This is a genomic window from Sporichthya polymorpha DSM 43042 (genome assembly GCF_000384115.1).
Classification (GTDB): Bacteria; Actinomycetota; Actinomycetes; order Sporichthyales; family Sporichthyaceae; genus Sporichthya; species Sporichthya polymorpha.
In genome coordinates, this window is record NZ_KB913029.1 from 1,640,127 (window position 1) to 1,662,739 (window position 22,613).

The window sequence follows — 22,613 nt, forward strand, 5'->3', positions numbered from 1 at the left end:
TCGGTCACTCACCGGTTCGTGCGGGTGCGCGCCACGCCGGCGAACGCGAGCAGTCCCAGCGCCGTCAGGGCCGCTGCGGGCGCGGTGCCCGCGCCGAACGTGCTCACCGTGGTCTGTGCCTTCGCGGACGCGGCCGCGAAGCCGATCTCGAACACCTGCGTCGTGACGCCGGCGATGCCGCTCTCGTTGTCCGGGAGCTCGGGGAGGTCGGTGGAGAAGGTCATCCCGGCGGCGGTGACGCCGTCCTTGGTGACCACCGGCTCCTGGTAGGTCATCTTCACGCCGATCGAGGCGAACGCGCTCTTCACGGCGCCCGCGTCGAGCGGCTGCGCCTGCTTCGTGCCGTCCGGCGTGTTCAGCAGGAACTGCCCGTCCCGGAACGAGAGCACCAGGCCCTCGGACTTGCTGCACGGGAGCTCGCGCTGACCCTCGGGCACACCGAGCTGCGGGGGCAGGGCGCACGGGGTCTGGTAGATCAGACCCGGGGCGGTGATCGAGTCGAACTCGAGGAGCGAGGTCGTGACGGCCTCGCCGTTGCCCTCCGAGACGGCGGAGGCGACGCTGCGCAGTCCACGGATCTCGATGTTGTTGGCGAGCTCGAGAATGTCGTAGGTGCTCTCCGCCGTGGAGCGCACGCCGCCGAACTCGAGCCGCTCGGAGCGGGCGTTGGCGGACGCGCCCGAGAACGCCGCGCCGAGGACGGCGTCCGCGGTGACCACGCCGGGGTTGCTGGCGGCGTTCAGCGTGGAGAAGGGATTGTCGACACTCCGCGCCCCCTCGCCGGCCTCGGCGGTCACGAAGAACGGGTAGTTCGGCAGCTGCACGCCGGTGGTGGCGTTGACGAGGCCAGGACCCTGGACCGCCACGGGGCCCGGGTACGGGCCGGCCGCGACCGCGTCGGCCGCGCCGATCGACGTCAGGTTGGTGCTCGCGAACGGGCCGTACCCCTCGTAGGGGACACCGAGCGGGAACGTCGGGTTCGTGGTTGCCATGCGGAACGGATACGCGATGGCACTCGCGGTGAACGTCGAGACGTCCGCGTTCGCCGTGGAGGGCAGCAACGTGTACGCCGCGACGCAACCGACCGCGCCCATGGCCGCGGTCCACCGCAGACCGACAGTCCGAACCTTCATTCCATTCTCCTCACGTGACGACCCGTCTGGGTGGTCGTACGCCGACAGATTTCTGACGCACCGCCGGGTCGCCGTTGGGGCGGCAAGCTGTTAGGGGTGTTCGCCCGACCACCGCGCGCTGCGCGCACTGGTTGGATCGTCGCAGCGGCGCGGGTCGTGTCGGGAAAAATGTTCACTTTTTGGAAATATCCGGGGAGCTCCGTTCAACAGGCGGTCATCGCCCGCTCACGGTTCGTCAGGTGCGCTTGTCGAACTCGATCTCCAGGCCCTCGTACGCGGAGAACGGGAACTGAGCGGCGCGCGTCGGGGTGAAGCCCGCGGCGTACCGGATGTTGTCGACGCGCTCCAGCAGCACCTCGAACGCGATCCGGGAGACCGCGCGCGCCAGCGGCATGCCGACGCAGACGTGGGGCCCGTAGCCGAAAGCGAGGTGCTTCTTGACGTTCGGGCGGTGGATGTCGAAGTCCTGCGGGTTCTCGAACACCTCCGGGTCGTGGCCGGCGCCACCCCACATCATCGGGACCAGCGACCCGGCCGGAATCTTCGTCCCGGAGACCTCGGCGTCCTTGGTGCAGACGCGGTAGGTGGCCCGCAGCGGTGAGTCCTTGCGCAACGATTCGTCGATCGCGGCCGGGATCAGCTCGGGGTTGGCGCGCAGATCCGCCATCACCTCGGGCCGCTCGATGAGCTCGATCAGCAGGTTGCCGATCAGGTTCGTCGTGGTGTGGTTGCCGGCGGGCAGCAGCTGGGAGACGGCGCAGAGCAGTTCGCCGTCGGTGAGGTGCCGCGGTCCGGCCATCTCACCGAACTTCTGCTCGTCCTCCTCGTCGATCGTCGAGTTGACGAGCGCCGAGAGCAGGTCGTCGGTCGGGTTCGCCCGCCGCGCCTCGATACGGGGCATCAGATCTTCGATGAACGCCTTCGCCGAGTGCAGGACCTCCAGCCGCCGCGCGTTGTCCATCGGCGCGAGGTAACCGTCCGCGATGTCGTCGCTCCACTTCTTGAACAGCTCGCGATCGCCGTCCATCCCCAACATCGTCGCGATCATGATGACCGGCAGGGGCTCGGCGTACGCGGAGTAGAAGTTGCAGCGGCCGTCGTCGATGAACCCGTCGACGAGAGCGTTGGCCTCGGCGCGGATCGTCGGCTCGAGCTTGCGAACGCGCGCGATGTTCATCGACTTGTTGGCGATCGCCTTCTGCCGCGTCTGCGTGGGCGGATCGCACGAGAACAGCGCGTTCTTGAGCTTGGGGATCGTCGCCCAGAACTCCTGGACCTCCGGCGACCAGGGCTCGGGGCTGACGCCGGCGAGCTGCGGTCCTTCGGGGCCGTAGAACTCGGAGGAGAACCCGGCGGTGTCGAACGTGACCTGGGAGATCTCTGCATGACCCGCGATCACGTAACCGAGGGGGCCGGCGTCGAACGCGCCCTCACCCGACGCGTGCATCGCCGCGTACCAGTCGTAGGGGCACCGCTGGACCTCGGGGTTCAGCGGGGTGAGGCCGGTCGGGGCAGCTTGAGCGTCAGCGGACATCGGTGTCCCTCTCTCCGGGCTCGGCGCGATTTTTGCGCCGGTGAGTCTCAATTTAGAAAGCCGACGTTCGATGGGTCAAGGGTTCCGTCGATTCGCCCTGCCGAGCAGGGTGGCGAACAGGCGTAGACGCCGTCACCGAACGGGTCTATGTTTTGTGCGACGACCCGGCTCAAAAATGGATGGGATGCCATGAAGGTCAGCGTGTTCGCGATGCCGACGATCCCGGCGACGTTGAAGGAGCGGAAGGCTCTGCGGCCCATCGGCCGCAACACCGAGCGCTACCAGATGATGCTCGAAGAGGTCCGCGAGATCGCGGTCCTGGCCGACGAACTGGGCTACGACGCCTTCTCCACCACCGAGCACCACCTGCACTCCGAGGGTGGTGAGGTGATGCCGGACCCGATCACGCTGTACGCCGACCTCGCGGTCCGGACCCAGAACATCCACTTCTACCCGATGTCGATCGTGCCGACTGCCGGTGACCCGATCCGGATCGCCGAGAGCATCGCGCTGCTGGACCAACTGACGAAGGGGCGCGTCGGGGCCACCTTCGCCCGCGGTTACCAGAAGCGCTGGATCCAGATCCTGTCCCAGGGCGGGTCGACCTCGCTCGTCGACGCGGACTCCGACGTCCGCAACCGCGAGGTCTACAACGAGCACATCGACGTCATCCTCAAGGCGTGGACGCAGGACTCCTGGGACCACGACGGCAAGCACTACCAGGTGCCGTTCCCGTACGGCGAGGGCATCAAGGGCTTCGGCGGCGTCGACTGGACCCGCGACTTCGGGTCCGAGGACGAGGTCGACGGCGACGGCGTGATCCGCAAGATCGGCGTCACTCCCCCGCCGTACCAGCGGCCGTACCCGCCGATCTGGGTCCCGTACACGGTCTCCCCCGCGAGCATGATCGCGGCCGCGAAGCGCGGCTTCACCTGCATCGCGACCGAGAGCCGGCCGGAGAGCTTCCGCGCGCACGCGCAGGCCTACCAGGCCGCCGCCCAGGAACAGGGCCGCGATCTCAAGCTCGGCGAACTGTTCGGCGCCACCCGCTCGGTCTGCATCGGCGAGACCCGCGAGGAGGCCTTCGAGATGGCCGTACGCACCGCGGCCTACGAGTGGCACAACTACTTCAACAAGTTCGGCTTCACCGAGATGTGGCGCACCGCGGAGGACGACCCGAACACCCCGCTGTCCTTCCCCGACGAGGCCGCCCTGGCCAAGCGCCTGATCGAGACCCGCCAGCTGCTCTGCGGCACCGTCGACGACGTCCGCCGGCAGATGGAGGAGCTTCACACCTGCCACGCCGGCCCGGGCGAAGAGGAGGGCCAGCTGGACTGGATGGTCTGGCAGTTCTTCCAGCAGGGCACCGTGCCGCTCGACGTGCAGAAGCGTCAGCTCGAGCTGTTCGCGGAGAAGGTGCTGCCCGCGGTGCGCTGACCGCGCTACAGACCGACGGCGTCGGCGAGGACCTCCTGGAGGTGCTCGCCGGCGCTGTGCACCCGGAAGAAACGCGCCGCCGCGTAGGCGCGGGCGATCGGGTACTCCCACATGTAGCCGTAACCGCCGTGGAGCTGGACGCCGGTGTCGACGGCGGTGCCGAGGATCTCGGTCGCACACAGGCGCAGCGCGGCCGCCGACGCGAGCGAGAGTTCTGATGGGGACTCAAGAGCGGCGTCGACGAACGACTCGACCGCCGCGATCCGCGCTCCCAGGGAACCGAGGACGTGCCGGGTGTTTCCGAAGGACGCGATCGGCGTCCCGAACGCCTTGCGGTCGCGCGTGTACGCGACGGTGATGTCGAGCGCCGTCCGGGCCCCCGCGACCGCCGCGACCGCGAGCGCGAGTTGATGGCTCGCTCGGGCCCGCTCCAGATCCGCGTCGATCGGCTCGGCGGTCCCGTTCCCGGCGTCGTTGCCGTCGAGCGCGAGGTCGAAGGCGCAGTCGGCGACGTCCAGCCCCTCGAGCCCGAGCAGTGGTTCGGCCGGCGCCCGGTGGACCGCGCCGGCCTCGACGAGGACCACGTGCTCGTCGCCGTCGTCGGTCCGGGCGACCACCAGCAGCAGGTCGGCGCTCATGCCGTTGACCACGGTCTCGGCCCGACCGCGCAGGAAGCCGCCGGCCAGCCGGACGTCCCCGCCGTCGACGACCGCCGGCCGGGTCGCGACCCGGCGGCCGGCCAGCAGCGGCAGCGCGAAGCCGTCGTGCGCGGCCAGGGACAGGGCGAACGCAGGCAGTCCGGCCGCCATCGCCGCCTCCAGGACGACGGCGGCGAACCGCGGGTCGTCCACCTCCGGAGCACCCAGGCCGACGAAGCCGTGCTCGGCCGCGGCCGCCCAAACGTCCTGCCGCTCGGCGGCGCCGGAGTCGAGGAACCGGGCGACGCTCGCTCGCAACGCCTCGTGGTCTTCGTCGTAGACGCGGCGGCGGCGGATCGTCATCGGCCGGTCCAGCGGGGTTCGCGCTTCTCCGCGAAGGCCTTCGCTCCTTCGAGGGCGTCGGCCGATTCCCGGATTCGCTGCATCAGTGGGCGCTGCGCCTCGAACGCTTCCGGCATGGACTTGCCCTGGACGAGGTTGATCACCTGCTTGGAGGTGCGGACCGCCAGCGGGGCGTTGACCGCGATGGAGGCGGCGAGCGCCTGGGCCGCGGCCAGCGCTCCGCCGGGTGGGGTGAGCTCGACGACGAGGCCGAGCTCGTAGGCCCGCTGGGCCGGAATCGGTTCGCCGGTGAGGATCATGCGCATCGCGTGGGAGTACGGGATCCGCTGGGGAAGGCGGACCGCGCCACCGGCGGCCGCCGCGAGACCGCGTTTGACCTCGGGCAGTCCGAAGGTGGCGTCCTCGGCGGCGACGATGAGGTCGCAGGCCAGCGCGATCTCGAAACCGCCGGCCAGCGCCGCGCCTTCGACGGCCGCGATCAGGGGCTTGGCCGGGGGGTTCTCGACGATGCCGAACGCACCGCGGCCGGGGACGATCGGGCGCGGTCCCCCCGCGGCGATGACCTTGAGGTCCATGCCGGCCGAGAACACCGGTCCGCTGCCGGCGATAACGCCGACGACCACGTCGTCCCGCTCGTCGAGCTGGGTCAGCGCCGCATCGATCGCCTCCGCGGTGGGCAGGTCGATCGCGTTGCGCCGCTCGGGCCGATTCAGCGTGATCAGCGCGACCCCGTCGGTGACCTCGAAGAGCACGAGATCACTCATCGCGGCGCCATCCGGATCGCCCCGTCGAGCCGGATCGTCTCGCCGTTGAGCATCGGGTTGTCGATGATCGCGAGCGCGAGCTTGGCGTACTCCTCCGGCGTGCCGAGGCGGCTCGGATGCGGCACCGACTTCCCGAGGGAGGCTTTGACCTCCTCGGGCAGGCGCGCGAGCAGCGGGGTGTCGAACAGCCCGGGGGCGATGGTGCAGACCCGGATCTGCTTGGACGCCAGGTCGCGCGCCGCGACGATCGTCATGCCGACGATCCCGGCCTTGGACGAGGTGTAGGGGATCTGACCGATCTGCCCCTCGTACGCGGCGACCGAGGCGGTGAGGATGCAGACGCCGCGCTCGCCGTCGACCGCCTCGCTGCGCGTCATCCGCGCCGCGGCGAGCCGAAGCACGTTGAACGAACCGATCAGGTTGACGTTCACGATCGCGGTGTAGGTCTCCAGCGAACCGGGGCTGCCGTCCTTCTCCACGAGCCGGACCGGGCCGCCGCGGCCGGCGCAGTGCACGACCGCGCGCAGCGGGGCCTGCGCCTCGGCCGCGTCCAGCGCCGCCTCGACCTGCGCGGTGTCGGTGACGTCCGCGGGGGCGAACACCCCACCGATCTCGGCGGCGACCTCGGCCCCGGGCGAGGAGGGCAGGTCGAGGATCGTCACCTTCGCACCGGCCTTGGCCAGCGCGCACGCCGTGCCGAGGCCGAGTCCGGACGCGCCGCCCGTGACGAGCGCGGAGTTGCCGGCGATCTCCATGGTGGTCAGAGCCTTTCGAGAATGGTGGCGTTGGCCATGCCGCCGGCCTCGCACATGGTCTGCAGGCCGAAGCGGCCGCCGGTGGCCTCGAGGTGGTTGAGCATGGTGGTCATCAGGCGGGCCCCGGACGCCCCGAGCGGGTGCCCGAGCGCGATCGCCCCACCGCGGGGGTTGAGCTTGGCCGGGTCGGCCCCGAAGTGCTCCGCCCACGCGAGCGGGACGGAGGCGAAGGCCTCATTGACCTCGTAGTGGTCGATCTGATCGATCGTCATGCCGGCGCGCTTGAGCGCCTTCTCCGTCGCCGGGATCGGTCCGGAGAGCATCGTGATCGGGTCGTCGGAAGCGACCGCGAAGGCGTGGAACCGCGCCCGCGGCCGCAGCCCGAGGGCCGCGGCCCGCTCCGCGCTCATGATCAGCAGCGCCGCCGCGCCGTCGGTGATCTGCGAGGAGTTGCCGGCGGTGATCGACCAGGTGATCTCGGGGAAGCGTGCCGCCATGTCCGCGTTCTCGAAGGCGGGCTGAAGCGCCGCGAGCCCCTCCACCGTCGTCGAGGGGCGGATCGTCTCGTCCGCCGACACCACCCCGTCCGGGGTCGTGATCGGGACGATCTCGTTCGCGAACCCGCCGTTCGCGGCCGCGGCCGCGGCGCGGGCGTGCGAGGCGGCGGAGAACTCGTCCAGCGTCGTGCGGTCCAGCTTCCACCGCGCCGCGACGAGCTCCGCCGAGATGCCCTGGGGGACCAGGCCCGGGGCGTAGCGCGCGGTGGCCGAGGGCCCGTAGACGTCCGCGCCCTGACGCGCCGACCCCATCGGCACCCGGCTCATCGACTCGACGCCACCGGCGATCACCACGTCGTAGGCGCCGGCGAGAATCCCCTGCGCCGCGAAGTCCGCCGCCTGCTGGCTCGACCCGCAACGGCGGTCGACGGTCGTCGAGGGCACGTGCTCGGGCAGGCCCGCCGCCAGCCACGCCCACCGGCCGGGGCATCCGGCCTGCTCGGCGACCTGACTGACGCAGCCGACGATGAAGTCCTCGACGTCACCGGGATCGAGCGCCGGGTTGCGCTCCAGCAGTGCCTTCACGGTCTGTCCGAGGAGTTCGACCGGGTGCACGCCGGACAACGCCCCGCCGGGCTTGCCGTCGCGCGGCGCCTTGCCCTTCGCCATCGGCGACCGCACCGCGTCGACGATCACTGCCTCATGCATGACGATCCCTTCACAGCCCCATCGACTGACTGACAATCACTTTCATGATTTCGCTCGACCCACCGAAGATTCGGGACACCCGGGCGTCCGCGAAGGCGCGGCCGAGGGGCGAGGAGCGACGCAGCCCCGATTCGCCCAGCACCTGCACGCACCGGTCCACCACCCGGCCCTGCGTCTCGGTGGCGTGCAGCTTTACCATCGCCGCGTCCGCGGGCGAGAGCTCACCGGCCTCGTGGGCGGCGAGCGCCTGGTCCACCAGCGCCTGCCCCGCCGCGACGTCGGTCGCGCACGCGGCCAGTTCGAACTTCACCGGCTGCGCCGGCCGGCCCGGCTGCGCGCGCACGATCTCGACCGTCGCGCTCAGCGCCGCCGCCGCGGCGGCCTGGGAGTTCACCGCGATCGAGAGCCGTTCCTGCGCCAGGTTCGCCGTCAGATAGGCGAAGCCGTTGTTCTCCTCCCCGAGGAGGTTCGCCACCGGCACCTCGACGTCGTCGAAGAACAACTCCGCGAGGTCCTGGGCGTGCAGCCCGACCTTCTCCAGCTTGCGCCCCCGGGAAAAACCAGGCATGCCCTCCTCGACGACCAGCAGGCTGATGCCGTCCCGCCCGGCGTCGCGGTCGGTCTTCACCGCCAGCACGATCAGGTCGGCGTGCATCCCGTTGGAGATGAACGTCTTCGCGCCGTTGACGACGTAGACCTCACCCTCCCGACGCGCGGAGGTCGCCATCGCCTTCAGGTCCGAGCCCGCCCCGGGCTCGGACATGGCGATCGCGGTCAGCGCCTGCCCCGACGCGATGCGCGGCAACCAGCGCTGCTTCTGCTCGGTGTTCGTGCAGTGCAGGAAGTAGGGCGCACAGATGTCGACGTGCACGCGCACGCCGCTGATCGCCAGGCCGAGGGCCTGCGCCTCCTCGGCGAACACCGCGCTGTGCAGGTAGGAGGTGTCCGGCGTCCCGCCGTACTCGACGGGGATCCCCACACCGAGGATCCCCGCGGCGCCCGCTCGCGGCCAGAAATCCCGCGGCGGGGCGCCGGCCTCCTCCCACGACGGGTACTCGGGCACGACCTCCCGGAGCAGGAAGTCACGCACCTCCTTGCGCCAGAGCTCGTGCCGGTCGGTGAAGACCGTCCTTCTCACGCGAACCTGCGACTACAGGCTCTTGCCGAGGGAACGCAGCGCGTCGGCGACCTCGTGCGGGTGCGTGAGCGCGACCGCGTGGGGCGCGCCCTCGACGATCGTGACGCCGCGGTTGTTCGGGAAGGCCTCGGCCATCGCGCGCGCACTGTCCACGGTGAAGGCGGCGTCGACCGTGCCGTGCACGACGATCACCGGGCAGGTGATGTCCCTCGCGCGGTCCGTGATGTCGTCGCGCTTGGTGAGGATCGTCGCCCAGACCTCCGACCACGCCGACGGCGGCTTGCCCTGCCAGGCGGCGCGGTAGCGCGAACCGTCGAAGGGGACGTCGGAGAACTGGATGCCGTAGATCGCGTCCGCGATCGGTCCGACCGGGCCCATGCCCAGCCAGCCCTGCGAGAGCTGGGTGAACCCGGCGGTCTCCTGCTCGCTCAACAGCGGCAGCGAGGTGCCGACCAGCCCGAGACCGCGGACACGGTCCGGGCTCGCGAGTGCGGCGCGCTGGCTGATCCAGCCGCCCTGCGACATGCCGACGAACACCGCGTTCGGCGCGCCGACCAGGTCGAGCAGACCGACGGCGTCGGCCGCGAGGTCGTAGTAGTCGAACGGACCGTTGCACTCGCTCATGCCGTGCCCGCGTGCGTCCCAGGTGATGCAGCGGTACTCACCCGAGAGCAGGTCGACCACCGGCTGCCAGAGCGTGTGGTCGAGGAACGCACCGTGGGAGAAGACGATCGTCTCCGGGCCGTCGCCCGTGACCTCGTAGTAGATCTGGTTGCCATGAAGCTCTGCGAACGGCATGGGTTCCTCCGATGACGGGTGGTCAGTTCGCGGGGGCTGTCGTGTGTGGGCGTCAGTGACCCTGGTAGATGCCGGGACGGCGCTCGGTGAACGCGTCGATCGCCTCGAGCAGATCACGCGACGCCAGCGATGTCTCCTCGTGCGCGAGCGAGAGTTCGACGACCTCGCCGGCGCGCAGCTGCGTGACGCGATTCAGCGCGCGCTTGGTGCCCTGAACCGCCAGCGGGGGCAGTGCGGCGATGCGGGCGGCCAGCGCCTGCGCGGCGGGCAGCACGTCGTCGGGGGCGTCGACGAGGTCGGTGATCAGGCCCATGGCGTGCGCGGTCTCGGCGTCGACGGGGTCGCCGGTGAGCAGGTGGCGGCGCGCCCGGAGCATGCCGACGGCCTGCGGCCACACGAGACAGCCGCCGTCCCCGGCCACCAGCCCGAGCACCACGTGCGGGTCCGAGATCGTCGCCCCCCGTGCGGCGACGATCGCGTCCGCGGTGAGCACCACGGTGGCGCCCAGCCCGATCGCCGGACCCTGCATCGCCACGACCAGCGGTTGCGGCAGCGAGATCAGCGCGTCGAGGAGGCGGCGTCCGTCGTCGACGATCCGCAACCGCGTCGCGACATCGGCCTGGGCCGCGCGCATCAGGTCGAAGTCGCCGCCGGCGGAGAACACCGTGCCGGTGGACGCGAGGACGACGGCCCGCACCTTCTCGTCCCGCCGCAGCGATTCGAGCACCGCGGTGAACTCGACATGGAGCTCGTCGTCGAAGCGGTTGAACAGCTCGGGCCGGGTCAGCGTGACCTCGGCGACGTGCCCGTCGACCCGAACGTCCAGGGCAGGTGTGGTCACCGCAAGACCCTTCGCTCCGATACCGCGAGCTCTTTTTGAGCCCGGGCGTCTCAGTAATCCGGAGCTTAACGTTTCGGGTCGGACAGCACAAGCCGCAGAGCGACGTCCGCGATGTGGCCGGCGTCGTGCGGCCCGCCCGGGCGAGCCCACCGCGCGACCCACGTCGTCATGCCCGTCACCAGGCGGGTGACCAGACGCGGATCGTCGTCCGGCAGGTCCCCGTTGGCGATGGCCTCCTCGACGACCTTCAACCACAGACCCTCGTACCGGCGCCGCCAGGTCTTCCACTTCTCGTAGTCCTCGGCGGGCAGGTTGCCGCCGCCGAAGAACACGAGCAGGTAGTTGCGCTGCCGGAAGGCCGCGTCGATCTGGGCGCGGACGAGTTGCTCGACCCGCTCACGCGGCGTCAGGTCGGCGTTCTCCACGATCTCGAGCGCGGCGTCGTAGAGCTCGGTCGTCATCCGCTCGAAGAGGATGGCGAGCAGGTGCTCCTTCGACGGCACCGTCCGGTAGAGCGTCGCCCGCGACACCGTCAGGCGCTTGGCCGTCTCCTCTATCGAGACCGCCTCGTAGCCGCCCTCCTCGAAGAGTTCCTCGACGACGTCGGCGACCTGTTCGCGATCGATGCTGCGCCGCGGGCGCCCACGGCCCCGGCGCACGGGCGCGTCGCCGTCGCCCGCGACCTCCACTGTTCCGGCGTCGTCCGCAGGTGCTTTCACGGTCCGGCGGCTCACCGGACCACGGTAGCGCTCATCGGGGCTCGACCACCTCGACCACCCGGTCGGACGGAGGACCGTAGAGCAGCTCGATCTCCTTCGCGTACTTCTCCGCGATCGGCTTGCGCCGCAGCTTCATCGTCGGGGTGAGCTCGTCGGTGCCCGGCAACCACGTCGACTCGACGAGAAGGAAGCGCCGGACCTGCTCCGCCGCGTTCAGATGCTCGTTCGCGGACCGGATCCCGTCGCGGATTCGCTCCCGCACCAGCGGATTCGCCGCATTCCGGGCCGGGTCCGCCTCGCCGGTCAGGGCCGCGGTGCCCTCCGGCTCCAGCGCGATCAGCGCGGTGACGTAGGGCCGCGCGTCGCCGATACACACCGCCGGCGCGATCAGCGGGCAGTTCGCGACGAGGGTGTTCTCCACCAGGACCGGCGAGACGTTCTTGCCGGTCGATGAGACGAGGATCTCCTTCTTGCGGTCGACGATGCGGTAGTAGCCCGCCTCGTCCTGCACGAAGATGTCGCCGGTCCGCAGCCACCCGTCGGGGTCGAACGCCTCGGCGGTGAGGTCGGGTTTTCCGCGATAGCCCTTCATGACCATCGGCCCCTTGAGCAGCAGCTCGCCGTCGTCGGCGATCTTGGCCTCGACACCCGGTAGCGGCAGGCCGTTCGTCACCGGCCGGGCGGCCCCGGCCGGGTTGCACAGGATGATGCCCGCGGTCTCGCTCTGGCCGTAACACTCGCACAGGTCCACCCCGATCGCAGCGAAGAAGCGCAGCGTCTCCGGCGGCAGCGGGGCGGCTCCGGTGAAGAGGAGCTCACCGGCCGCCAACCCAAGAGTGCGGCGGAGGCCGTCGAGCGCCTCGTCGTAGCTGAGCCACTCCTCGCGCAGCGCGGTGTCGACCTCCTTCCCGGCCAGTCGGTCGTCATGCAGCCGCAGCCCGAGCTCCAGGGCCTTCTCCAACTCGGCCCGCTGGGGCGAGGCCTCGATCGCGGCGTGGGCCAGGCCCATCACGTAGTTCCAGATCCGCGGTACGGCCATGTAGAGCGTGGGCTGCAGCTCGGGCAGCAGCAGCGCCGCGGTCTTCGGGTTCAGGTGGTAGGTGATCGAGGACCCGCTGACGATCGGCATGTAGTACGCGCAGAGGCGGTCACCCATGTGCGCGAACGGCAGGTACGACAGCGAACGGCCGCCCATCGGCAACCGGCCGAGGGAGTGCAGGCCGCGGATCTGCTCCAGGATGTTGTCGTGCGTGAGCTCCGCGCCCTTCGGGACGCCGGTGGTGCCGGAGGTGTAGACGACGGTCAGCACGTCGTCGGCCTTCAGCGTCGGACGCACCCCGGGCGCGAGCGGGTCGCCCATCGACGTCAGCGCGGTCCAGTCGGGCTCGTCGCCGGTGCCGTCGATCACGACGAGCTTCGGCTTCCGTGCGGTCGCGGCGATCGCGGTGCGCGCCTTGTCCGCGAAGGCGGTTTCCGTGACCAGCACGTCGCAGCGGGCGTCGTCGAGCAGGTACGTCAGCTGCGAGGTCGCGGTGCTGTTGTAGAGCGAGACGGGCACCGCTCCGAGGTGCAGCGTCGCGAGGTCGGTGACCGCGGCCTGGTAGCGGTTCGCCAGCATCATGCAGGTGGTGCCGCCGGTCGTGACGCCGAGCGCCGCCAGGCCGCCGGCGACGCGACGCACCTCTGCGTCCACCTGAGACCACGTCAGGGAGACGGAGCCGTCAGAGGCACGCATCGCCTCCTCGTCGGGCCGTTCCGCCACCGTGCAGGCGAACGCCTCGCACAGGTCGGTTGCCTGCAGGGCCGCGCCACTCGTCGTCGTCATGCCCGTTCCTCCGTCTCGAAGCTCGGCCCGTCCGGCGCCGGACCGAAAGTCACCACTGCGGAAACGACCTCGCCCGCGCTGACCGCGGCGAGGCCTTCGTTGATCTCGTCCAGGGAGAAGCTGCGGGTCACCAGCTCGTCGAGCAACAGCGCACCGGTGCGGTAGTGCTCGACCAGGCGCGGAATGTCGCGGTGCACGTCGGCCGAGCCGAACAGGCAGCCCTTCAACGTCTTGGCGCTCCCGACCAGGCCGGTGAACTGCGGGAGATTGATCCGGACGTCGGGTCCACCCGCGCCGACGAGGACGACCTCGCCGCCCTTGCCGGTCATCCGGATCGCCTGATCCACGGTCAGCTGGAGGCCGGCCGCCTCGATCGTCGTGTCCGTCCCGCGGCCGGCCGTCAGGTCCTTGACCGCCGCCAGGACGTCGACCTCACCGGCCGCGAGCGTGTCCGTGGCGCCCACCCGCCGTGCGATCTCGAGCTTGGAGGGCACCAGGTCGACGGCGAGAATGCGTCCCGCACCCGCGATGCGCGCGCCCTGAATGGCCATCAGACCCACGCTGCCGCAGCCGATCACGGCCACCGTGCCGCCCGGGCGGATCGCGGCGGTGTTCAGCGCCGCCCCGACGCCGGTCAGCGCTGCGCACCCGAGCAGCGCGGCCGGTGCGAACGGCATGTCGGCGCCGATGCCGACGACGGAGATCGCCGGCACGACCACGCGTTCGGCGAACGTTCCCGCCGCGACGAACTGGGCGACGGCGACGCCGTCGGCCGTGCGCCACCGCGTCGTGCCGTCCATCAGCGCCCCGGAGAGCAGGACGCCGTCGCCCTGCTCGCAAAGGCCGGGCTGCCCCCGCGTGCAGCGGTAGCAGGCCCCGCACTGCGGCATCGCGGCGACGGCGACGCGGTCCCCGACCGCGACGCTCTCGACGCCCGGACCGACCGCCTCGACGACCCCCGCGGCCTCGTGACCGAGCACGATCGGCAACGGGCTCGGCAGGGCGCCCGTGGAGACGGAGGCGTCCGACGCGCAGATTCCGGCCGCCGCGATCCGGACCGCGACCTCGCCCGCCCGCGGCGGCTCCAGGACGAGTTCGCGCACCTCGAGCGGCTTCTCCAGCTGCGCGCAGACCGCCGCCCGGACCGCCATCTCGAGCCCTTCCCGACGATTTTTTGAACGAGGTATCTCAATACTTTCCCGCAGGTGGGCGGCACGTCAACGCCTGACGGCGGCTCTCGCCGCTCTTGACGCGAACCCCGGCCCCTCTATTATTGAGACGTGCCGAGTCAAAAAAGATGGTCTGCCGACATCCGGTCGGCGGCCGAGCCGCTGCGCAGCAAGATCGGCGACGACGAGCTGCGCGCGGCACTGCAGGAGGCGAACCTCCCGACGCTGCTGGCTGCGCTCGCCCAGCTCACCGGGGACGACACCTGGCTGACCGGGACGTACCGGCCGACGAGCCCCCTCGGTGTCGACGACCACGACTCGGCGGGCCTGTCCCCCGAGCTCCAGGCCCAGGCCCGCGAGGACGCCTTCCGCGTGCTGCGCGCCTGGCACGACGGCGAGTTCGAGGCCGCGCCGCCGCCCTCGCCGGAGCGACTGACCGAGATGCTCCACCTCTCGCTCGGCTCGTCGCAGAAGCTCCCCGAGGACTTCGGCGGTCTGCTGGCCGAGGAACTGGGCGTCCTCGACCGCGATCCGGTGCCCGCGCCGGACATGACGATCCGTCACATCGAGGTGCTGGTCATCGGCGCCGGCCTGTCCGGTCTGTGCGCCGCGGTGAAGCTCAAGAAGGCCGGTGTCGCCTTCACGATTCTCGACAAGAACCCGGCGGTCGGCGGGACCTGGTTGGAGAACGTGTACCCGGCCTGTGGCGTGGACACCCCGAGCCACCTCTACTGCTATTCGTTCGCCCAGTCGCCGAACTGGACGCGGTACTTCGCGAAGCGCGACGAGCTCTACGCCTACCTCGAAGAGGTGGCCGACCACTTCGACCTGCGTCGCCACATCCGGTTCGACTCCGAGGTCGAGACGATGAACTGGGACGAGGACGCGCAGCACTGGCGGGTCACCGTCCGCAGCTCCACCGGCGAGCGCGACATGCTCACCGCCGACGCCGTCATCAGCGGCGTGGGCCTGCTGAACCGGCCGGCGATCCCCGCCATTCCGGGCCTGGAGACCTTTGCCGGTCCCAGCATGCACACCGCGAACTGGGACACCTCGGTGGAGGTGACCGGCAAGCGGGTCGTCGTCATCGGCACCGGCGCCAGCGCCATGCAACTGGTACCCGCGATCGCCGGTCAAGCGGCGCATGTGACGGTCTTTCAGCGGTCGCCCCAGTGGGGCCTGCCGAACCCCAACTACATGCGCGAGACCAGCGAGGCGACGCGGACGCTGATGGCGCACGTCCCGTTCTACCTGGGTTGGTACCGCCTGCGGCTGGTCTGGAACTTCGGCGACCGCCTCTACCCGGCGCTGCAGATCGACCCGGACTGGCCGCACCCCGAACGCTCCGTCAACCGCAGCAACGACAAGCACCGCGAGTACCTCACCGAGTACATCCGCTCCGAGCTCGGCGATCGGCAGGACCTGCTGGAGAAGTGCCTGCCGACCTACCCGCCGTACGGCAAGCGTCCGCTGCTGGACAACGGCTGGTTCCGCACCATGACCCGCGACGACGTGACCCTGTGCACGGACCCGGTCGTCGAGGTGCGCGAGCACAGCGTCGTCGACGCGAACGGCGTCGAGCACCCCGCGGACATCCTCGTGCTGGCCACGGGCTTCCAGGCGGTACGTGTCCTCGGGCCGATGGAGGTCCGCGGCCGCTCCGGCAAGAGCCTGCGGGAGGTCTGGGGCGAGGACGACGCCCGTGCCTACCTCGGCACCACGGTGCCGGACTTCCCGAACTTCTTCCTGCTGCTCGGGCCGAACACCTTCGGCGCACACGGCGGCAGTGCGGCGCTGACGATGGAGATGCAGGTTCGTCACGTCCTGTCGTTGCTGCTGACGCTCGCGAGCGGCGAGGCGACCAGCATCGAGGTGCGGCAGGAGGTGTTCGAGGCCTACGACCGCCGGATCAGTGACGCGCTGACGCGCACGATCTGGTCGCACCCGGGCATGACGACCTACTACCGGAACGCCGCCGGACGCATCGTGATCCCGATGCCCTGGACCAACGTCGAGTTCTGGCAGATGACGCACGACGTGAATCTCGACGACTTCCACCTCACGCCGGCCCCGGATCCGGCGCCCGCCCAGGCCGGCTGACCGTGCCCCGCCTCGAGGTCGAACCCGGCGTCGAGATCCACGTCGAGGACCACCGGCCCACGAAGGGCGCGGGCCGGCCGGTCCTGTTCGTCGCCGGCTTCGGTCTGCACTCCGACGCCTGGCAGGGCCAGGTGCACCCCCTCACCACCGCCGGGTACCGCGCCCTCGCCCTGGACGTCCGAGGGACGGGACAATCGTCGAAGCCGCTGGACGCCTACGGCATGGACCGGCTCGCGGCGGACGTCGTCGCGGTGCTCGAGGGCCTGGACCTGCGCAACGCGACTCTCGTCGGATGGTCGTTCGGGGCCCAGATCGCCATGCGCGCCGCGGTCACGGCGCCGGAGCGCCTCGCCCAGTTGGTGTTCGTCGGCTCCAACGCGGTGCGCGCGAGCGCGAGCGCGGAGTTCCCGTTCGGTGGGGACGCCGCGGACCTCGAGGCTCGACTCGTGCGCCTCGAGCGGACGAAGCGCATCGAGACCCGCCGCCGCACGATCGCCTCCGCGTTCCGCGTCGAGCCCGATCCCGACGTGCTCGGCTGGCTGCTGCGCATGCAGCTGCAGATGCCGTCGTGGGCGGCCATCGCCTGCTACCGGACGTACCTGCACACCGACCAGGTCGCGGAGGTCGGCGCGCTCAAGCTCCCCGTCCTGCAGATCATGGGTTCCGTCGACCCGGTCTCCCCGATCGCGGGCGCAGCCTGGCTGCAGGAACGGCTGCCGGACGGCCGGCTCGTCGAACTCGACTGCGGGCACTACCCGATGCTCGAGGTCCCCGAGGCCTTCGACGACGCGCTGCTGACCTTCCTCGCCGAGGTCGGAGCGTGAGCGCCCCGGTCGCGACCGAGGAACGGACGGTTCGGGCGGGTCGCCACGAGCTGCGCGTCTCCGTCGCCGGACCGGCGGAGGGCACCGGGACGCCGCTGCTGCTCGTCAACGGACTCGGCGGGCACGTCCGGATGTGGGACCCGCTGCGACGCCATCTGACGGGGCTTCGGACGATCGCCTTCGACGCTCCGGGAACCGGGGGATCACCCACCCCGACGTTGCCGCTGGGGATCGCCGGGTCGGCCCGGCTGCTGACGAAGCTGATCGACGCCCTCGAACTCGACCGGGTCGACATCCTCGGTTACTCCCTCGGCGGGATGATCGCCCAGCAGCTCGCGTGGACGTCGCCGCGCCGGGTTCGCCGCGTCGTCCTGATGTCGACCAACACCGGGTGGGGCAGCGTCCCCGCGCACCCGATCGCCTTCGCCGGTCTGCTCTCGATGCGGCGCCTGCGCGACCCGGAGCACTACGCGGCGCTGGCGCCGAAACTGCTCGGCGGCGAGATGCGCCGCAACCCCGACCTCGTGCGGCAGGCCGCGGCCCTGCGGACCGCACCGGCATCGGAACGGCCGCCCGACACCCGCGGCTACCTGTACCAGATGCTGGCCGTCACGACGTGGTCGACGATGCCGATGCTGCGCCTGATCCGGCAGCCGACGCTCGTCGTGAACGGCGACGACGACCCGCTGGCCCGGCCGGTGAACGCGAAGGCAATCGCCGCGCTGATCCCGCATGCCGAGCTGCACCTGGTGCGAGGCGCGGGGCACCACCTGTTCCTCGAACGTCCGGACGAGGTGAGTTCCGTGGTCGGCGAGTTCCTGGCGGCCGGGCAATGATCGGGCGCCGCCTCGAAGCGGTCCTCGGTACACGGGCGGCGACGGACCTGCTGCTGCGCGGATTCCGGCTGCAGGGCTCGGTGACGCGCCTCGTCGAACGCCCGGCGGGCGCGGTGCTGCACGCCGTCAACCTGCCGACCCGGGGCGACGTCGCCGCCCTGCGCCGTCAGCTCGCGAGCACCCGTGAGGAACTGGCCGAACTCTCGCGCCGCTTGGAGGACGGAGCTCCGCCGCGATGAGCGCGGCCGACCCGGTCGCCTGGGTCGCCCGGGAGGTCGGCCGCAGCGTCGGGCGGTTCCGCAACGGCGTCCGCTACCTCGCCGGCACCGAGTTCGCGCCGATCGGCCCGACGCCCAGCCGTGTCGTGTGGCGGGAGGGCAAGGCGGAGCTGCGGCACTACAGCGGACACGGGGTGGGCCCGGAGCCGCGCCTCGGTCCCCCGGTCGTGGTGCTCGGCGGGCTGGTCGGGCGGTCGTACATCTTCGACCTGCACACCGGGAACAGCTTCGTCGCACGCATGCTCGACGCGGGCTTCGACACCTTCGTCCTCGACTGGGGGATCCCCGACGCCGACGACAGTGCGAACACCCTGGAGACGTACCTCGCGCGGTACTTCCCCCGCGCCCTGCGGGCCGCGCAACGCGAGACCGGCAGCACCGAGCTCAGCGTGATCGGCTACTGCATGGGCGGCACGATGGCGCTGCAGGCCCTCGCCGCGGACCCCGCCGCGGTGCGCAACCTCGTCGTGATCGCGACGCCCGTGGACTTCCGTCACCTCGGCGCGATGGTCGATGCCGTCGCCGAGCGTCGGCTGGACCCCGCGACCGTCCTCGACCCCGACGGGAACGTCCCGGCCGCGCTGATCGCGGCGTTCTTCTCCGTGCTCAAGCCGACCGCGCCGGTGGTGAAGTACGCGAACCTCTGGCAGAACCTCTGGAACGAGGAGTATCTGAAGGGGTATCAGGCGCTCAGCCGGTGCTTCGAGCAGCACTCACCCCTGCCCGGGGCGGCCTTCCTCCAGATCGCCGAGCAGTGGATGCAGGCCAACGGCTTCGTCACCGACTCGCTGCGCCTCGACGGTCGCGCGGTGCACCTGGCGGACCTGACGATGCCGGTGCTGATCGTCACCGGCGACCGCGACGAACTCGTCCCCGTCGGCGCGACGAGTCCGCTCGCAGACCTGCTGACCGGCACGAAGGCCGAGGTTCTCGAGCTCTCCGCCGGCCACGCCAGCCTGACCACCGGCCGGACCGCGGCACGGCACACCGTGCCGCGGATCCTCGGCTGGCTCGCCGACCACAGCGACGTCAAGAAGGGGTGACACCCCTTACTGCGGAGTAAGGGGTGTCACCCTTTCTTGACGAAGGGCGGAGCGGTCAGGTGGTGTTGATCAGGCCGCCGTCGACGAGCAGGGACGCGCCGGTCATGTAGCGGGCGTGGTTGCTGCAGAGCATCGCGATGGCGTCGCCGATCTCGTCGGGGCCGGCGGGGCGGCCCATCGGGATCGGGAAGACCTGGGCGGCCATCTCGGCGGGAAGACCGAAGTCGCCGGTGACGAGCTCAGTCGTGATGACGCCGGGGTGGATCGCGTTGACCCGGATGCCCTTCGGCGCGAGGGACTGCGCCGCGGAGTACGTCATCAGCTTGATGGCGCCCTTCGAGCTGCTGTACGCCGCGACGCCGCCGCTGCCCGCGTAGCCGAGGATGCTGGAGACGTTGATGATGACGCCGGCACCCTTCTCGACCATCTTCTTCGCCGCGGCCTGGGTGCCGAAGAACGCGCCCTTGGCGTTCGTGTCCATCTGGCGGTCGTAGTCGTCCTCGGTGATGTCGAGGAAGTCCTTCGGGATCACGATGCCGGCGTTGTTCACCATGATGTCGATCCCGCCGAACTCGTCGGCGGCGGCGACCGCGGCGGCGAGGTCGGACGGCCGGGACACGTCGCACGAGACGAAGCGACCCTCGGCGCCGTGCTCGGCGACGGCCTCCTGGGTCGGGGTCCCACCCTCGCGCGGGTCCTTGCGGATGTCCGCCACCACGACGGCCTTCGCGCCCTCGCGCGCGAGCGCGAGCGCGGCCGCACGTCCGATGCCGCTCGCCGCTCCGGTGACGACTGCGACCTTGCCCTCGACCAGTCCTGCCATCTGCGCTGCGCTCCTTTACGTCGCGAGATCTCCTCCCCTATTCTGCGACACATCGTCGCAATATTTCTAGGGTGCGGGCCGAAGGAGCAGCCGATGACGGCACCAGGGGCGCTCGACGGCCAGGTCGCGCTGATCACCGCGGCCGCCGGTGCGGGCATCGGCAAGGCGACGGCGCGGACGCTGGCGCTCGCCGGCGCGGACGTCGTCATCACCGACCTCGACGCGGGCCGGACCGCGAAGGTCGCCGACGCCCTCGCGGAGGAGACCGGGCGCAAGATCGTCGGCCGGCCGCTCGACGTGCGGGACGAGACGGCGGTCACCGCGCTCGTCGACGAGGTGCTCGCCGACCGCGGACGGATCGACCTGCTGGTCAACAACGCGGGCACCTCGGAGCCGGCGCCGCTGTGGGAGACCTCGACCGAGTCCTGGCACCGGGTGCTCGACGTCTGCCTCACCGGTCACTTCCTGCTGATGCGCGCCGTGCTACCGCACATGATCGAGCGCGGGTCGGGCTGCATCGTCAACATCTCCTCGATCGAGGCGTGGACGGACGTCATCCCCGACAACGTCGTCTACCAGACCGCGAAGTCCGGGGTCGTCGGGCTGACGCGCGCGACGGCCGCGCAGGTCGGCCGCTACGGGATCCGCGTCAACGGCGTCGCGCCCGGCCTGGTCCCGAACCCGTTCCTGGCCCGGATGATCCCGGCGGAGGACCTGCGGCGCCTGCACGAACGCGCCCCGCTGCAGCACACGATCACGCCCGAGGACATCGCGGCGGCGGTGCTGTTCCTCGCCGGTGACTCCGGCCGCTCGATCACCGGCGAGACGATCAACGTCTCCTCCGGCGCGTACATGCGGGCCTGACGAGCCGTCAGCTCCCCGCGCCCAGCGGTTGCGGGGCGTGGATGCCGGTCAGTGACTCGTCGACGATCAGGGTGAGCTCCCCGCGCATCCCGTCCGGATCGACGAACCAGAGCGCATGGAAGGCGCCGAGATCCTCAACGGTCCCGTCCGTGGCGTCCCGGTCCAGCAGGCGCCGCCGGGCCTCCGCGAAACTCTCCGGGTCGCGGGCGCCGAGCGCGAGGTGGTCGAGGTGGCCGCGGGCGAACATCTCCGGCAGCGCCGCCGCGTGCGGGTTCTCCCCGACCTCAGCCGGGTGCAGCCAGGAGTCGGGGCCGGTGCGCAGGATCGCGTGCCGGAAGGCCGGCGTGCTCTCGCGGAACACCACCTCCGCGTCGAAGACGCCCGCGTAGAAGTTCACGAACCGATCGAGGTCGGCGGTGAGGACGGCGACGTGGTTCAGCCCGGTGAGCAGGGTCACGACGGAGTACCTCCGGTCCGGGTCCGGGGGCGCCGGCGCGGCACCTCCGCGGTGAGCAGCAGATCGAGAGCCAAAGCGCAGGCCTCCGCGGCCTCCGCGCCGTCGAGGTCCCAGTGGTCGTGCAGGGCCTGCCAGGCGGTGGCGCTGCCGAGCAGTTGCACGACCGCGGCCAGGCGCCCGGCCGTCGTCGGGTCGAGGTCCGGGTGCTCGGCGCGGACGAGGTCGAGCGCCGCGCGGCGGCGCGCGTCGTTGTCGGCGAGGCGGGCGGCGCGCCCGTCGGGGTCGGTGAGGAGCTCGCGGACCACCGGCGCCACCCCGTCGAACGCCGGGAAAACCTGACGCACCGTCGCGGTCGCCTCGGCCCGGGTGCGCGGCCGGTGTTCGATCCCGATCCGCTCGTTCGCCCACACGTACGCGCCGCCGAGCAGGTCGGCCCGCGTCGGGAAGTACCGGTAGAGGGTGCGTTGCGGCACGCCGGACGCGGCGGCGACCCGCGCGAAGGTCAGGTCCTCGCCGGATTCCAGCACCTCGATCACCCCGGCGAACACGCGCTCCCGGACGAGATCCCGGCGCGCTTCCGGTAGCGGTTCACCCATGGCAGTGAGACTGCCACTATGGCAGTGTCACTGTCAACGACGTGTCAGTGTGCGAGCTTCAGCCCCACGACGCCGGCGACGATCGCGAGCAGGCAGAGGATCCGGGCAAGGGACGCGGGCTCGTCGAGGGCGACCATTCCGTAGAGCGCGGTGCCGGTCGCGCCGATCCCGACCCACACCGCGTAGCCGGTGCCGACCGGCAGGGTGCGCAGCGCGTAGGCCAGGCCGATCATGCTGAGCACCACGGCGACGCCGAACAGCACCGACGGCCCGAGCCGGGTCAGGCCGCGGGACGACGCGAGCGCCGACGCCCAGACGGCCTCGAGCAGGCCGGAGATCACGAGAACGAACCACGCCATGACGCACCTCCGCGGTGGGCGTCGTCTTGTCGAGCCGGGTACGACGCACTCGTCCGGGGAGGCCGCGGCTGCGGCTCCACCGTCAGGGTAGACGACCCCGCCGCCGCGGACCTT

23 protein-coding genes and 1 riboswitch are annotated in these 22,613 nt (G+C 71.0%); of the genes, 7 read left to right on the forward strand and 16 right to left on the reverse strand.

The window, feature by feature from the left end; genetic code table 11:
* Positions 1–8: 8 nt before the first annotated feature.
* Together SPOPO_RS0108060 and SPOPO_RS28400 are read right to left on the reverse strand one after the other, a co-directional pair.
* A complete protein-coding gene (locus tag SPOPO_RS0108060; RefSeq protein WP_019874277.1) occupies positions 9–1,133 on the reverse strand; it encodes a hypothetical protein in 1,125 nt (374 codons plus the stop codon).
* Between the two features lie 235 nt (positions 1,134–1,368).
* Positions 1,369–2,667: a cytochrome P450 gene (locus SPOPO_RS28400; RefSeq protein WP_019874278.1), complete on the reverse strand. Its 1,299-nt coding sequence runs from the start codon at positions 2,665–2,667 to the stop codon at positions 1,369–1,371.
* A 189-nt stretch (positions 2,668–2,856) separates the two neighbouring features.
* On the opposite strand from SPOPO_RS28400, the gene SPOPO_RS0108070 reads away from it, so the two are divergent.
* Positions 2,857–4,104, forward strand: a complete 1,248-nt coding sequence (locus tag SPOPO_RS0108070) for an LLM class flavin-dependent oxidoreductase (RefSeq protein ID WP_019874279.1) — start codon at positions 2,857–2,859, stop codon at positions 4,102–4,104.
* 5 nt (positions 4,105–4,109) lie between these two features.
* On the opposite strand, the gene SPOPO_RS0108075 is transcribed toward SPOPO_RS0108070, so the two are convergent.
* From SPOPO_RS0108075 to SPOPO_RS28405, 10 genes are all read right to left on the reverse strand, one after another.
* Complete coding sequence (locus SPOPO_RS0108075) at positions 4,110–5,105, reverse strand: acyl-CoA dehydrogenase family protein (protein ID WP_019874280.1); 996 nt, start codon at positions 5,103–5,105, stop codon at positions 4,110–4,112.
* Complete coding sequence (locus SPOPO_RS0108080) at positions 5,102–5,869, reverse strand: crotonase/enoyl-CoA hydratase family protein (protein WP_019874281.1); 768 nt, start codon at positions 5,867–5,869, stop codon at positions 5,102–5,104. Before SPOPO_RS0108080 ends, SPOPO_RS0108075 begins: the two co-directional genes overlap by 4 nt.
* Positions 5,866–6,624 (reverse strand): SDR family NAD(P)-dependent oxidoreductase, encoded by a 759-nt coding sequence (locus SPOPO_RS0108085; RefSeq protein ID WP_019874282.1) that lies wholly within the window; start codon positions 6,622–6,624, stop codon positions 5,866–5,868. The genes SPOPO_RS0108080 and SPOPO_RS0108085 overlap by 4 nt, the downstream gene beginning before the upstream one ends.
* 5 nt (positions 6,625–6,629) lie before the next feature.
* Complete coding sequence (locus SPOPO_RS0108090) at positions 6,630–7,829, reverse strand: thiolase family protein (protein ID WP_028984607.1); 1,200 nt, start codon at positions 7,827–7,829, stop codon at positions 6,630–6,632.
* 10 nt (positions 7,830–7,839) lie between these two features.
* Entirely contained in the window at positions 7,840–8,967 is a 1,128-nt protein-coding gene (locus SPOPO_RS0108095) for an acyl-CoA dehydrogenase family protein (RefSeq protein WP_019874284.1), read from the reverse strand.
* 12 nt (positions 8,968–8,979) lie between these two features.
* Entirely contained in the window at positions 8,980–9,765 is a 786-nt protein-coding gene (locus tag SPOPO_RS0108100; protein WP_019874285.1) for an alpha/beta fold hydrolase, read from the reverse strand.
* A 52-nt stretch (positions 9,766–9,817) separates the two neighbouring features.
* Positions 9,818–10,606, reverse strand: a complete 789-nt coding sequence (locus SPOPO_RS0108105) for an enoyl-CoA hydratase/isomerase family protein (protein WP_019874286.1) — start codon at positions 10,604–10,606, stop codon at positions 9,818–9,820.
* Positions 10,607–10,671: 65 nt separating this feature from the next.
* Positions 10,672–11,340, reverse strand: a complete 669-nt coding sequence (locus SPOPO_RS0108110; RefSeq protein ID WP_211210868.1) for a TetR/AcrR family transcriptional regulator — start codon at positions 11,338–11,340, stop codon at positions 10,672–10,674.
* Positions 11,341–11,356: 16 nt separating this feature from the next.
* The gene (locus tag SPOPO_RS0108115) at positions 11,357–13,150 is read right to left on the reverse strand and encodes an AMP-dependent synthetase/ligase (protein WP_019874288.1); all 1,794 of its coding nucleotides are present in this window, start codon (positions 13,148–13,150) and stop codon (positions 11,357–11,359) included.
* A complete protein-coding gene (locus SPOPO_RS28405; RefSeq protein ID WP_019874289.1) occupies positions 13,147–14,301 on the reverse strand; it encodes a Zn-dependent alcohol dehydrogenase in 1,155 nt (384 codons plus the stop codon). The genes SPOPO_RS0108115 and SPOPO_RS28405 overlap by 4 nt, the downstream gene beginning before the upstream one ends.
* A 129-nt stretch (positions 14,302–14,430) precedes the next feature.
* Here SPOPO_RS28405 and SPOPO_RS0108125 point away from each other — a divergent pair, with 129 nt between their 5' ends.
* Genes SPOPO_RS0108125 through SPOPO_RS0108145 form a run of 5 tightly spaced genes read left to right on the forward strand, consistent with a single transcriptional unit; the run spans position 14,431 to position 19,400 of the window.
* Positions 14,431–16,419 carry a flavin-containing monooxygenase gene (locus tag SPOPO_RS0108125; protein WP_019874290.1) on the forward strand — a complete coding sequence of 663 codons (1,989 nt, stop codon included), beginning with the start codon at positions 14,431–14,433 and terminating at the stop codon, positions 16,417–16,419.
* Between the two features lie 2 nt (positions 16,420–16,421).
* Entirely contained in the window at positions 16,422–17,243 is an 822-nt protein-coding gene (locus SPOPO_RS0108130; RefSeq protein ID WP_019874291.1) for an alpha/beta fold hydrolase, read from the forward strand.
* Entirely contained in the window at positions 17,240–18,079 is an 840-nt protein-coding gene (locus SPOPO_RS0108135; protein WP_019874292.1) for an alpha/beta fold hydrolase, read from the forward strand. Before SPOPO_RS0108130 ends, SPOPO_RS0108135 begins: the two co-directional genes overlap by 4 nt.
* Positions 18,076–18,318, forward strand: a complete 243-nt coding sequence (locus SPOPO_RS0108140) for a hypothetical protein (protein ID WP_019874293.1) — start codon at positions 18,076–18,078, stop codon at positions 18,316–18,318. Before SPOPO_RS0108135 ends, SPOPO_RS0108140 begins: the two co-directional genes overlap by 4 nt.
* Positions 18,315–19,400, forward strand: a complete 1,086-nt coding sequence (locus SPOPO_RS0108145; RefSeq protein WP_019874294.1) for an alpha/beta fold hydrolase — start codon at positions 18,315–18,317, stop codon at positions 19,398–19,400. Before SPOPO_RS0108140 ends, SPOPO_RS0108145 begins: the two co-directional genes overlap by 4 nt.
* Positions 19,401–19,455: 55 nt before the next feature.
* On the opposite strand, the gene SPOPO_RS0108150 is transcribed toward SPOPO_RS0108145, so the two are convergent.
* Entirely contained in the window at positions 19,456–20,223 is a 768-nt protein-coding gene (locus SPOPO_RS0108150; RefSeq protein ID WP_019874295.1) for an SDR family NAD(P)-dependent oxidoreductase, read from the reverse strand.
* Between the two features lie 93 nt (positions 20,224–20,316).
* On the opposite strand from SPOPO_RS0108150, the gene SPOPO_RS0108155 reads away from it, so the two are divergent.
* Positions 20,317–21,087, forward strand: coding sequence for an SDR family NAD(P)-dependent oxidoreductase (locus tag SPOPO_RS0108155; RefSeq protein ID WP_019874296.1), 771 nt, complete (start codon positions 20,317–20,319; stop codon positions 21,085–21,087).
* Positions 21,088–21,094: 7 nt separating this feature from the next.
* On the opposite strand, the gene SPOPO_RS0108160 is transcribed toward SPOPO_RS0108155, so the two are convergent.
* The 3 genes from SPOPO_RS0108160 to SPOPO_RS0108170 are packed head-to-tail and all read right to left on the reverse strand — an operon-like array spanning position 21,095 to position 22,499.
* Positions 21,095–21,544: a VOC family protein gene (locus SPOPO_RS0108160; RefSeq protein WP_019874297.1), complete on the reverse strand. Its 450-nt coding sequence runs from the start codon at positions 21,542–21,544 to the stop codon at positions 21,095–21,097.
* Positions 21,541–22,140: a TetR family transcriptional regulator gene (locus tag SPOPO_RS0108165; protein ID WP_084670936.1), complete on the reverse strand. Its 600-nt coding sequence runs from the start codon at positions 22,138–22,140 to the stop codon at positions 21,541–21,543. Before SPOPO_RS0108165 ends, SPOPO_RS0108160 begins: the two co-directional genes overlap by 4 nt.
* A 44-nt stretch (positions 22,141–22,184) precedes the next feature.
* Positions 22,185–22,499 (reverse strand): DMT family transporter, encoded by a 315-nt coding sequence (locus SPOPO_RS0108170; protein WP_019874299.1) that lies wholly within the window; start codon positions 22,497–22,499, stop codon positions 22,185–22,187.
* A 15-nt stretch (positions 22,500–22,514) separates the two neighbouring features.
* Positions 22,515–22,579, reverse strand: a riboswitch (guanidine-III (ykkC-III) riboswitch).
* Between the last annotated feature and the right edge of the window lie 34 nt (positions 22,580–22,613).